Raw genomic sequence first — 12688 nt, 5'->3', positions numbered from 1 at the left:
GGAGTAGCAAAATAACTCTCGATAATTCAAATAATTGCAAGGAGGATTGAGATGAGACTAGAACGCATCGAAATCTCCGGGTTTAGAGGCATCAAACGCCTTTCACTCTCTTTTGACGAACTCACCACGCTTATCGGTGAAAACACGTGGGGCAAATCATCATTACTCGATGCCCTTTCCATCGCATTACCTGCCAATGGCTCATTGTATCAATTCAAACTGAAAGATTTTCACGTTGACTACTCAATTTCTCATCCACAAACACAACACTTACAGATCATTGTTTGTTTTAAAGCACAGGATAAAAACGAAGTAAAAGCGGGACGCTACAGACGCATAAAGCCTACATGGTGCACCAACGAAGATGGTGAGCAAGTCATTTACTATCGTATTAGTGCGTCTCGCGATGAGCACGGCATTAATACAGAGTACGCGTTTTTGGATCATAACGGCAAACCCAAAAAACTTCACCACTCAGAGAAACTCGCTATTGAGTTAATGACACTTCACCCTGTAATCCGACTACGCGACTCCCGACGCTTCCCAGATTTAAACCATGTCAACGGCGATGGTAAAAATGCTCGGATTGAAAAACGAATCAACAACACCTGTCGACGCTTATTGGCTATGCCTGGCCATGTGAATAAAGGTGAGATTCGTAGTAGCCTCGACTCAATGCAAACGCTTGTTGAACACTATTTTGCATTCAGAAGTGTCAGTAAAGGTAACCCACGCAAACCTCGTGATGGTCTTTTCTATACAAGCCCTTCCTCTGATAAAGGTTTGAGTCAGTTCTTGAAAGAAACCAATGACAAACAAAGCCGCTTGCTCTTAATGGGGTTACTCAATGCCTATCTTCAAGCTAAAGGCCCCACCGATTTAAGGCGCTGTGCGAGACCAATACTGATCATTGAAGATCCAGAAGGTCGACTGCATCCAACTCATCTAGCGAGAGCGTGGTCCTTATTGCAATTGTTGCCAATGCAAAAGATATTAACCACCAACAGTGGCACGTTACTCGGTTCTGTTCCACTGTATTCAATTCGACGTTTAATTCGGCTATCAGACAGAACCATCGCTAAGAGTTTAAACTCAACAAAGTTTGGTCGAGATGAGTTGCGCCGAATTGGTTTCCATATTCGTTTTCATCGTTCAGGAGCATTATTTGCGCGGTGCTGGTTACTTGTTGAGGGCGAAACCGAAGTTTGGCTTTTTCATGAACTGGCTCGTCAATGCGGGTATGACTTGGCTGCCGAAGGGGTTCAAATCGTTGAGTTTGCTCAATCAGGTCTAAAATCACTCATCAAAGTAGCAAAAGAGTTTGGTATTGATTGGCATGTCGTTACCGATGGCGACCCAGCAGGGAAAAAGTACGCGCATGCAGTACGAGCACAGCTCGACCATGATCAGGAAAGGCATCGACTTACGGAATTACCCGACCGAGACATCGAGCACTTTCTGTACAACAATGGGTTTGAACTTTTCTTTAAGGACATAATCAAAGTTCCTCATGACCACCCTATCCCTGCTAAAAAAGTCGTAAATCGTGTTTTGAAAAAACATGCAAAACCGGACTTAGCTTTGGCTATTGTTTCTCATTGTGAAGAGAAAGGCATGGAGTGTATTCCTGTTCTTCTGCGCTGGACACTTAAACGCGTTGTTACCATGGCCAACGGCAATACATGAGTTAGGCGTATTTTACACTTAGCGTATTGTCTTGTAATACAAAAAAAGCACACCAATTTGGTGTGCTTGTATCAAATATCATTAATTTTGATTAAGGGTATTGAGAGGGATAAAACTCAATACACAGTGGATACCAATAAGATCGGGGGTTCACTACTGTGCTTGCTCAGCAAGCGAAGAAGAAGTAGCGGTTGATTTCGTATGCAACCATAGCCCTGTCGCTTTCATTAGATAGCCAAACACACCACCTAGCAACAACGATGGAATGACAAGTTGCCAGTTTCCGTCAGCCGCAAATGTTGCGCATGAACCAATAAAAGTACCAGGGATGTACGCGAGCCAAGACTGTTTAGCTTGAATACACATGAAGAATGCCACAATAGCGGTAATCACATAGCCAATAATTTCCAACCCCACGTAAGTGGAACCGTGAATAATTACCATTGCCCAGAATACGCCTGTCATATTGGTGATTAAGCTGATGCCTAGTCCTTTCAATCCGCTCGTTGGCGCTGCAAAGTAGCTCGTGCAACCTAAAAAACCAGCCCAAGAAAGCAAACCTAAAGAGATGGCGATCCAACCCCATACGCCAGATAAAATTCCAGTAGTGATAGAAATAGCTAAAAGTGTCGTCATGGTAGTCATACCTACTCGGCTATTATCGTACCTATATGGTTCAATAACTGCCTTCATACATTGAAATCAAGGACACATGTTAGATACATCAGCTCAGCTTATCGGTGATATTGATCACAATAAGATATTATTATTTTCACAATTTACATTAAAAGTTTGACGCAACCGATAAATCAACAGATTTAGGGAATAAACCAACTCATCTCGTAGGCATATTTAATCAACCTTTAAAGAACTGAAGGCTTCCCTTTCATCATTCGCAGTCCCTCTCTTTTAATGCAGTCGACTAATGGGTTTTCTGCCATATCTGAACGCCATATAAATGAAAGTGTCCTTTCCATTTTTAACTCAGGTACATTTAATGCCACAAGGTGACCTGCTTCTATATATCGCTCTACATCTAAATACGGTAAGCAAGTAAGGTACTGGCCATTAGCAACTAAACTACGTAACACCGGAACGTGTTCGTACTCGCGCCACACATCCAAATCTTCAATAAGGTGGTGAATAGAACTATCAAATGTTTTTCGTGTGCCAGAGCCATGCTCTCTTAGTACCCACTTCGCTTGCTCTAACTGCGCAAGGCTAACAGACTGATTACGCGCAAAAGGATGATGAGAAGCTGCGACAACAGTAAGATGATCACGACACCATACTTCTTGGTGTAAACGGTTATCATCACAGCGCCCTTCAATAATCCCTAAGTCATACTTGTAATCTAATACCCCATCAATCACTCCTTTCGTACTTTGTACACCGAGAGAAATACGCATTTCTGGAAAGTCATTATCAATGATACTGATAAGGTCGGGAACTAAGTGCTCTGCTGGGGTTTGACTCGCTCCCATACGAATCTCACCACTCAATAAATGTTGCTCATAGAAGCCCATTTCAATCTGCAATGCATCTTGTAGCAAGCGTTTTGCTTTTGGTCGTAACCACATCCCCCAATGGGTTAACGCCATTTGCTTGCCTTGCCTCTCAAACAACGGCCTGCCAAGCATCTTCTCTAATTGCGCAAGCGACATACTCGTCGCTGATTGTGTCAAAGCCAATTTTTCTGCGGCTTGGCTTACACTGCCGGTATCTGCAACTGCGTCAAAAACCGCTAATTGCTTAAGTGAGTAGCGCAAAGTGTCCTCCATTATTAGTGGGTATTTCCCAATCCCCACAATTGTTAAAGCATGCCCCAATAAGCAATAGAGTTCATTTTACCTGGCCCCGTAAAGTTATCAATTAATTTGATGAGGTTTCTAAATATTATCAATTTTACCTTACTAACCGTTCTCCCTATTCTGAGTACGCGGTTCGGGAACACCGCAAGCCTCAATGGTTTTGAAACCGAAGTCATTGAGGCTCTTAATAAAAACAACAATTTCATTTTTGAGTTAATAACCAAGGATTTTTTATGCGATTACAAATTAAGGAGTCAATATGGCGGTGACCAGTTCTCAAAATCACCAGTATTTTTCTCCAAAAGAGATGATGGTTGAAGCGGAAAAATTTGCGTTAAGTAAGGCAAACAAAACCAGCAGTATGACATTAAGCCTCGCCATTATGGCCGGCGCGTTCATCGGGTTAGCATTCTTGTTTTACATCACGGTGACCACCGGCAGTACGGGCGCGGGTTGGGGCTTGAGCCGCCTAGCTGGTGGACTCGCATTTAGCATGGGATTGATCCTCATAGTGATCTGCGGTGGTGAATTATTTACCAGCTCCGTCCTATCCAGTATTTCTTGGGCCAATAAGCAAATCTCGTTCGGTAAGATGCTTTCGATCTGGGGCAAAGTTTACGTTGGTAACTTTATTGGTGCGATGTTCCTACTTGCGCTGGTTACTGCTGCTGGTCTTTATCAGATGGATGGCGGTCAATGGGGATTAAATGCGCTTAACATCGCACAACACAAACTTCACCACACTCTCATTCAAGCGTTTGCACTCGGTATTCTCTGTAACCTGTTGGTCTGCCTAGCGATTTGGCTGACATTTAGTTCTGCAAATGCAATGACAAAAGCAGCAATGACAATTTTGCCTGTGGCAATGTTTGTCAGCAGCGGTTTTGAGCACTGTGTTGCGAACATGTTTATGGTTCCACTTGGTATTGTTATCGCGAATTTTGCACCTGAATCTTTTTGGGCATCTGTCGGTGTGCCCGCGTCACAATACACAGACCTAAACATTAGCCACTTTATTACCGCTAACTTAATTCCTGTCACGCTTGGCAACATTGTCGGCGGAGCGGTATTAGTTGGCCTTTCAAACTGGTGTATTTTTCGCCGACCAGAACTAAAAGCAGCGAATATTTCTTCTATCACTACAACTACAACACTGTCGTCAGTTAAGGATTTCACCATGAAAAATGCCTCTTTTGTTAAAGACATTATGAACCCAAAACCAATCACCATTCGTGCAGAAACGCCAATTGCAGCCGCGCTGGATGTGTTACTTGATAATCACGTAACGAGCGCAGCTGTGGTCGATGTACATGATCGCCTAGTTGGCTTTTTCTCTGCTCACGATGTAATTGTAGAACTATGGTGTGAAGACTATATTCCGGTGAAAGAACAAAAAGTTGTCGACATCATGAGCAGAGATGTGGTCGCAATTGACGCTGATGATCGCCTCGTTGATGTTGTGGAGTTCCTATGTATCGATAAAGAGCAGTTGTACCCAGCAAGCAGTATGGGTGTTGCCACTCGCTTGACGTCTTTGTCTCTCGAAGAACGCGCTAAAAGTATCAAAGTAAGTAAGCCACAAGTGCTTCCTGTGCTTGAAAATGGGCAGATGGTCGGGGTGGTTACTCGTACTGAAGTATTAAAAGCACTACGCCCGATTTTTGGTGAGCGTTTAAACCTAGTGGAAAAAAGTGAGTTAGAAACAGCGTAATTCGCTAAACATTTACAACGTCTATTGGCTTTCAATCGCTATCACTGACTGGTTTATCGATGTTAGTGATGTGATTAAGATAATAAAAAAGCGCTCTTCAAGTGAAGAGCGCTTTTAGTGTATCTAAAAGGAACTAATTACTTCTTAATACCTTCGATATGAAGTTCCATATCGACGTAGCTTGAAGCACCCATTACTGGGATGTCAAAGTCAGCAAGCTCTAGGCGAGTGTTGCCAACAAAGCCAGCGCGCTCGCCTCCCCATGGGTCACTGCCAGCACCAACGAATTCAGCCTCAATAGTAATAGGCTTAGTAACACCGTGTAGCGTTAGATCACCAGTTACATCTAGTTTGCCATTGCCTTTATCAACCACTTTTGTGCTCGTAAAGGTTGCTTCACTGTATTTACCAGCATCGATGAAGTCACCACTACGAATGTGTTTGTCACGTTCAGCATGGTTTGAATCTAGGCTGGTTGTATCAACAACAACATTTACTTTTGAGTCAGCAATGTTGTTTTCATCAAAAGAAAAGTCACCAGAAAATGTATTGAAACGACCTTTGATGAAACTGTAACCCAAGTGGCTAACTTTAAAGTTGATTGAAGCGTGAGCACCTTTGGTATCGATGACATAATCTGCAGCTTGCGCACCAAATGGCAGTGCCATAGCGATAGCTAATCCTGTAGCGAAAAGTGACTTTTTCATTTTGAAGCTCCTAACATTTTTCTTAATGTGTTGTCTTTATCGATAAAGTGGTGTTTTAGTGCAGCAATAGCATGTAAACCTGCAATCAGGATGACTGCCCAAGCTGCATAGAAGTGAATCTCACCTGCAATATCTGATTGGCCTGGGAATAACTCTCCCGCTCCTGGCACGGTGAACCAATTAAACACTTCGATGCCGCGTCCATCAGACGTTGAAATGAGGTAACCTGAAACAAAGATGGTGACCAATAGTAGGTACATGACACCATGCGCTGCTTTAGCAGCAAGCACTTCGTAACGTTTGCCTTCTACCTTTGGTGACGCCGTCACATGTTTCCATACGATGCGTGCCAAAGTTAAAATAGCGAGTAAAATACCGACAGAGCGATGGTAATGCGGCGCAGTTCGATACCATTCGCTGTAATAGCTAAGGTCGACCATCCACAAACCCACTGCAAATAGACCAATAATGCACAGCGCTGATAACCAATGCATCACGCGTGCAGTAAGGTTGTAATTCTTTACCAGTGTATCCATCTCAAGTTCCTAGATATATTCCTAAGTTAATGCTGAGCAAGAAACACTACATTAACCTATTTACGTCATATGAAACAGATTATTTACCATCATTTACATCCAGCCAATGGTGCCGTATCTATCAAGTTGTTCGAATTTTTTGAAGGAACTTTAAATCGTTTGTAAAACTGAAACTTACAGCTTAATTTCTTGTTCTATCTCATACAGCTCTTCGGAAACTTCTAACATTCTGCGTTCAACCAGTAACTTAGCATCTTCAACACCCTTGTTATAATAAATTGGTCCTAGTTTTTCTGTAATAAAATCAATTAGAAACTCACTATCGAACTGGCCAATTTCAACATCTAGCTCGTCTTGCATGTAATCTTGAATGGCGGTGGCCAACGCCTCTTTTTGTGCGCGTTCTAGCTTTATCATTTTTTCCCTTTCAAATTTTTGTTCAACTTCTGCTTCTTTCGTGTTGCTCTATTAAAGATTAGACACGGTCATTTGTGAGAAATTTGGTGTTTAGATCAAGAAGTTGCCGAAGTAAATTAGTCTATTCTCAAAAGACTATGCTAACCTTTTGCAGTTCGTTTTTTAATTATTAAGGGATATTCTTTGCTACTCGACCTAGTTATTCAAAGTGTTAATGATTTTCAAGACGACTGTCTTAAGCTGTGTGAAAAGCATTACCCTGCGGTGCATAACCAAGGCATGAGTGAGCATCATCTTGGTCTCGCGTTTTCAAGAAGGATGGAACATACTTTTTGTCACTTTGGATACAACTGCGTGATAAAGCCAATCGAAATGTTGGATTCTCCAGACCTTCCCCATCACTATCGAATTTCATCCGACATTGGCACTGTCTGGGTTCTGAGTCACCATATGGTCAGTGCCGGAAAATCTTGCCGGGAAAACTTACTCTCATCAATTACGGAATGGCAGAGTGAATATGGCTATGCCTTACAGCCTAATGACCTACTCTTTTTGGTTTGCGATCATTGGATAAGTCGCAGCAAAACGAGCCGAGAATTGCTTCATTGGTGGATGGGTGAACTACCCGATCAGATCAACGAATACACAGAACAAGGAATCACACTGTACACCAGCGAGTCGCAACTCACACAATCGTTGGACACTCGATTCGGTATTAGCCCTTGTTACATTAAGTTTGGGCATCCTTTACGGCGTTCGAACAAACAGCAGTTAGTCAGAAAATATTTGCAGTTGTATGCCGTACTGCAATGGTAGCATCAAATTGAAGTGCTGAGATTATCAATTATTTCATCAATTTGTTTGATGTCACTCGACAAACCTACCCATCCATTACCATCGTTCTTGCTTGAGTTAATGAGCACACTTAGATTCATTGCCAATGAAATAGAAAAATTAGCGCGATAACGCTGATGTTGAGACATTGATTTAGGTTGTGGTAACAATGATGAGCATCTCGCAACTACTTAGTTGCATCCGGAAACAAGCCGACGGGCAGTATATTGCGAAATACGCGAACTTCACTCTCCGCAGTGTCTTTCAACCCATATATAAGAACGATATTTCCATCGTTGGCCTTGAAGCACTGGTAAGAATTAGCAATGCCAATGGCAACATGGTTAGGCCAGATCAGTTTTTCCAATCCAAAGCGACTCCCACTCAAGATTTGCTCAATGTTGAACGCTTAAGTCGCCTAATCCATATCAAAAATTTCTCTCAGTCTCGCTTTCACACAAAACAATTGTTTCTCAATGTATTACCGGTAGCGGCAGAGATACTAGTCAAAGACATCACGTATAACCGACTGCTAAAACAAACCATTTATGAATCGCATTTGATGAATGAACAAATCGTCATGGAGTTACTTGAATTGAAGGTGGAGGATGAACTCTCTTTGTCGCAAGCAGCTCGTGAATTAAGCCAAGGCGGGTTTAAATTGGCGATCGACGATTATGGCGTCAATGCATCGACAACTGAGCGAGTGAGAAGCGTTTGCCCAGATATAATCAAGATGGATCGCTCTTTATTGCTAAGGTATGAAAACGGTGATTTTAAAGCGCTTAACGATGCATTATCACTCGCAAAAGCGTTATGCTCTAAAACCGTTATCGAAGGAATTGAAACCGAGCATCAACTTCGCTTAATGAAAAAGCTCGGTTTCGATATGTATCAAGGGTACCTACTTGCTATCCCCCAAACGTTAGACGTCTATGAAGAGGCAAAAACAGCCTGACTATGTAAGAACAAAAGTTTGCGCGGTTTAGCGAGAGCTACGTGATTTACCACGATTTTTATGAATCGCCAATTTTGCTTTTAGCTTACGCTTCTCAGATGAACGACTACGACGACGCCCACCCCCATTTTGTTCAGGCTCAACTTCTTCTACAAGACTTGGTTCGAAACCTGCCAGCCATTCTTGGGGTAAGCGTTGATCAAGCAGGTTCTCGATAGCTTGCAACAAGTACTCCTCATCTCTACTCATCAGAGAAACCGCCAAACCTGACTTTCCTGCTCTTCCAGTGCGGCCAATTCGATGGACATAATCTTCTGCTTTGAATGGCATATCAAAGTTCACGACTTGTTCTAGCTCTTGAATGTCTAACCCTCGTGCTGCCACATCGGTTGCAATCAAAGCACGTACCTTACCTTGTTTAAATTCATCCAAAGCTCTTTGGCGGGCACCTTGTGATTTATCGCCGTTGATAGAAACCGCTTTGATGCCATCTAACTTGAGCTCTTTCGCTAACTCATCACTGCCTTGCTTCGTTTTTGTAAATACAAGCACTTGCTGCCAATTCCGCGAGCCAATTAAGTACGCTAGCAATTCACGTTTCCGTTTTTTATCCGCTGGATAAACCATTTGTGTTACCGTTTCAGCAGTCGTATTTGCTGGTGAAACTTCGACTTCAACTGGCGATTCCATGAGTTTATACGCAATAGTTTTGATTCGCTTCTCAAATGTCGCAGAGAACAATAGGATCTGTTTCTCAGCAGGCAAACGTCGGAAGATGCGCTGCAAGTCAGGCCAAAATCCCATATCTAACATACGGTCGGCTTCGTCTAACACGAGCATACCGGTTTTAGAGATGTTTACGTTACCATTAAACAGGTGATCCAAAAGGCGGCCTGGCGTGGCAATCAAAATATCAGCGCCCTCTTCTAACTTTCTCTTTTGTACGCCAATGCTTGTACCACCATAAACACACACAATGCGAAGTTCTGTTTCTGCCGAGTACTGATTCAAATTATCAAATACCTGCTGTGCAAGCTCGCGTGTTGGAACCAAAATCAATGCTTGAGGTGTGCCGTTAAGTTTCTTTTGCTGAACGGTTTGTATGATAGGTAAACCAAACGCAGCCGTTTTTCCCGTACCAGTTTGTGCAGCAGCAAGTAAGTTTTTTCCTGCAAGGACGTGTGGAATTGACTTTTCTTGCACTGGTGTTGGCGTCACGATATTTAGATTGCCTAGCGTCTCGATTAGCTTTTGTTCGATGCCTAAATCAGCAAAATTAACAGACATGTGTAACCTCATTATTTTTGGAGCGCAGAGTTTACCAGAGCCCCTAAAGCCATACTACTTTTCTATCTCATTGAGTTGAGTCATTAAGCTGTTGCTGAAAATCATACGACTGGCGCAAAACATCTCGATAAAGTGACGAGAACTTCTCTTCTAATTCGGTGTAATCACTTTCAATCACTTTAAATGTTGTGGTTAAGTCTGCCATTCTAGGGCTTCTTTGCGACATCCGATGTAGTGCAAATTCTATATTGTCTAGATCTTGATAGGATTGAAGCCATCGGCCATGCCACATTCTGCTGTGGAGCACCAAAAAACGTGGCGGCAAATGTTCATGAACCTCTCGGTTTACTCGCTCGTATGCCGTTTGGACGAAGTGTTCGAGAGGCACGGAATGAAAGTCGTTCCAGTGTTTTGCGAGGCAATGATCCCAAAACATATCCAAAGCGATAGGTGCAAAACGTCTCGCAATACCAGTGAAATGAGGCTTACATTCGTTGACGATTGGATGATGGTCAGTAATACGGTCAACAAATCTATGTAATCTGATGCCATTTGAGATATCGCGATCATACAGCTTGCTTGGATCTCCTTTTACGAAGTCTCCAAGCAAGTTTCCCAATAAATGGCTGTTACTGTGATCTGCGATATGCAGGTGGGCTAGAAAGTTCATTCGACGCCAGTTTTGGCCTCTAGGGCTTGGTGTGACATGAACCTAGTATAACGTCAATTACGACGAGATGAGAGTGTTCCGCTATTCGGCTTCGTTGTCTGAGCCAACGTATTCCGACAAGATAATGCCAATTTCAAGCGCATCTAGCAGCTCTAGGCTCTCATCGTTTTGGTATTGGTCGCTCATTGTGACCTCCTTTATTTTAAGCTCTCTTGCTTTTACTTGCTGACGGCCTGACTCTTGCCATATCCACATCAGCAACTCCTTTTTATAGTCTTTATATGACACATTCATGACAGCGAGAAGTAAAGATTTAAAAACCTATGAGCATAATCAAAAGTAAACGATTGCAATTAGATTTCATATCCGCTTAACACTTTAGAGAAATGACTCTTTTATCAACATTCATGTCAATTTAAAGATATAACATACTGTTATAGGCGTCCTTAGATCTCATTTCTTAAACTAAATTTAGTATTCGTTACATATTTTGCTGATTAACTTCGCATATTTTGTTTCGATATAGCAATAGATTTGGTCAATATCTTTTATCTCTAATGGAGCTTTAAATGAGAGAAGTTGAGTTTAGAACGATAGACAGGCTGTTTATCAAGATGTCTATCAACGACAAAATGTGGGTTATATTCCTACTATTTTTAGTAGCCCTCACTTCAGTGGCTGGAAGCCGCTACTTCAATGAAATACAACAATTTGAGCAGCAAGCCATCTCGGCGAGCGAAGCGAAGCTTTCTGGTATCGTTGATGCTCAATCAAACCGCGCTACAGAAATTGACGGCGTATCGAAATCGAACCGCGTAAGCGAGAGTTCTTTTGTCGATGGGTCTGTGACCGCTTATGCCAAGTTGCATTCTGGAGAAGTGATTAAGCTGACTCAAAATGTGTCCACACAATACGAATCGGTAAAATCATCAGCTCTATCGTCACTATTACTCAGCTTCTTATGGGTTATTCCTTTTGCCCTATTCTCTTACTGGGTGGCAACGTTTATCGGAGGAGCTCTGTGGGTTTTATATACAACAACCGAAAAAATTGGTGACGGTGACTTAACCTCTCGTCTTGGTTTCCATCCAGGTCGAGATGAATTCGGTACCATCGGCTGTGCGCTAGACAAGTCTATGGATACCTTAAGTGAACTGGTTAATAGTGTTAAAAATAATGCAACGATGTTGAGCGAGACATCTTCTGCATTCGAAAAAGATATGCAGTTGAGTGAAAACCAGATATCTCATCAATATCAAACGCTTGATTCAGTCGCGACAGCAATGGAAGAAATGACAGCCTCTGCAAAGGAGGTATCAAGTATTTCTCAACAAGCAACGACGCAGTCAGACCAAGATGCCCAGAAGATCGAACTAAGCAGAAGCCGTGTACAAAACGTGATTGGCGAGATAGAGACGTTATCTAGCTATATTGAACAAGCCTCTACGTCAGTAACCAATTTAAACGAGAATACGACGCAGATTAATGACGTGATCACAACGATTAACGCCATTTCAGAACAAACTAATCTGTTGGCACTAAACGCAGCAATCGAAGCAGCCCGTGCTGGTGAACAAGGTCGTGGATTTGCAGTGGTTGCCGATGAAGTACGTACATTAGCAAGCAGAACTCAACAGGCAACAGTAGAGATCCAAGCCATGATTGAGAAGCTTCAAATTGAGAGCCAGAACATTGCTTCAATCACCAACCGAACCGTTCAGCAAGCTCAAACCAGCAGCCAGCTTATTGATGAAATCGGCCATGATGTTACCTCTATTGCCGAGTCAGCACGCTCATTAATGGACATGAGCATTCAGATTTCCACATCTGCTGAAGAACAAAGCGCAGTGGCTAACGATATTGCATCGGAACTTTCAGAAATTCGTAGTCAATCAAGCACAATCAGAGAAGTGGCGGAGCAATCTACCGCTGGCGTCGCTAATCTCACGCAAGCCTCTGTTTCTCTTGGTGAGATATTACAACGCTACCGCACCGCATAACATTGTGGAACTTATGATCAACAAGGGCTCCTTAAGGAGCCCTTTTCTTTAAACCGTGTTCAACTATTACC

Annotated in this window: 13 protein-coding genes; 5 read left to right on the top strand and 8 right to left on the bottom strand. The window is 42.6% G+C overall.

The annotated features are described in order from the left end of the window. Positions 1-51: 51 nt before the first annotated feature. Positions 52-1686, top strand: a complete 1635-nt coding sequence (locus tag R7P69_RS07510; RefSeq protein ID WP_047103581.1) for an ATP-dependent endonuclease — start codon at positions 52-54, stop codon at positions 1684-1686. A 153-nt stretch (positions 1687-1839) separates the two neighbouring features. Here the strand turns inward: R7P69_RS07510 and R7P69_RS07505 are convergent, their stop codons facing one another. Continuing rightward, complete coding sequence (locus R7P69_RS07505) at positions 1840-2322, bottom strand: DUF1097 domain-containing protein (protein ID WP_238952665.1); 483 nt, start codon at positions 2320-2322, stop codon at positions 1840-1842. Positions 2323-2549: 227 nt separating this feature from the next. Beyond that, on the bottom strand, positions 2550-3455 hold the full coding sequence (locus R7P69_RS07500; RefSeq protein WP_005376369.1) for a LysR substrate-binding domain-containing protein: 906 nt from the start codon (positions 3453-3455) through the stop codon (positions 2550-2552). A 301-nt stretch (positions 3456-3756) separates the two neighbouring features. Here R7P69_RS07500 and focA point away from each other — a divergent pair, with 301 nt between their 5' ends. Beyond that, complete coding sequence (gene focA, locus R7P69_RS07495; protein WP_238952666.1) at positions 3757-5208, top strand: formate transporter FocA; 1452 nt, start codon at positions 3757-3759, stop codon at positions 5206-5208. A gap of 137 nt (positions 5209-5345) precedes the next feature. Here the strand turns inward: focA and R7P69_RS07490 are convergent, their stop codons facing one another. The 3 genes from R7P69_RS07490 to R7P69_RS07480 form a co-directional block, all read right to left on the bottom strand. Further along, positions 5346-5915 (bottom strand): YceI family protein, encoded by a 570-nt coding sequence (locus tag R7P69_RS07490; RefSeq protein WP_017634178.1) that lies wholly within the window; start codon positions 5913-5915, stop codon positions 5346-5348. After that, positions 5912-6451, bottom strand: a complete 540-nt coding sequence (locus tag R7P69_RS07485; RefSeq protein ID WP_005390157.1) for a cytochrome b — start codon at positions 6449-6451, stop codon at positions 5912-5914. The genes R7P69_RS07490 and R7P69_RS07485 overlap by 4 nt, the downstream gene beginning before the upstream one ends. A 174-nt stretch (positions 6452-6625) precedes the next feature. Beyond that, on the bottom strand, positions 6626-6868 hold the full coding sequence (locus R7P69_RS07480) for a DUF2164 domain-containing protein (RefSeq protein ID WP_042520836.1): 243 nt from the start codon (positions 6866-6868) through the stop codon (positions 6626-6628). A gap of 183 nt (positions 6869-7051) precedes the next feature. On the opposite strand from R7P69_RS07480, the gene R7P69_RS07475 reads away from it, so the two are divergent. Then, positions 7052-7684, top strand: coding sequence for a hypothetical protein (locus tag R7P69_RS07475; protein WP_238952667.1), 633 nt, complete (start codon positions 7052-7054; stop codon positions 7682-7684). A 187-nt stretch (positions 7685-7871) separates the two neighbouring features. Then, entirely contained in the window at positions 7872-8660 is a 789-nt protein-coding gene (locus tag R7P69_RS07470; protein ID WP_213914860.1) for an EAL domain-containing protein, read from the top strand. Between the two features lie 27 nt (positions 8661-8687). Here the strand turns inward: R7P69_RS07470 and R7P69_RS07465 are convergent, their stop codons facing one another. From R7P69_RS07465 to R7P69_RS07455, 3 genes are all read right to left on the bottom strand, one after another. Next, positions 8688-9947, bottom strand: a complete 1260-nt coding sequence (locus R7P69_RS07465) for a DEAD/DEAH box helicase (protein WP_238952668.1) — start codon at positions 9945-9947, stop codon at positions 8688-8690. Positions 9948-10014: 67 nt separating this feature from the next. Further along, positions 10015-10617, bottom strand: a complete 603-nt coding sequence (locus R7P69_RS07460) for an ACP phosphodiesterase (protein WP_085569047.1) — start codon at positions 10615-10617, stop codon at positions 10015-10017. Positions 10618-10698: 81 nt separating this feature from the next. Then, complete coding sequence (locus tag R7P69_RS07455; protein WP_005376381.1) at positions 10699-10872, bottom strand: hypothetical protein; 174 nt, start codon at positions 10870-10872, stop codon at positions 10699-10701. 314 nt (positions 10873-11186) lie between these two features. Between R7P69_RS07455 and R7P69_RS07450 the strand changes: the two genes are divergently transcribed. Then, positions 11187-12617 carry a methyl-accepting chemotaxis protein gene (locus R7P69_RS07450; protein WP_238952670.1) on the top strand — a complete coding sequence of 477 codons (1431 nt, stop codon included), beginning with the start codon at positions 11187-11189 and terminating at the stop codon, positions 12615-12617. The last annotated feature ends 71 nt before the right edge of the window (positions 12618-12688 follow it).

This window comes from Vibrio sp. 661 (assembly GCF_033339315.1).
GTDB lineage: Bacteria > Pseudomonadota > Gammaproteobacteria > Enterobacterales > Vibrionaceae > Vibrio > Vibrio alginolyticus.
This window is presented reverse-complemented; position numbering and strand designations above follow the sequence as displayed.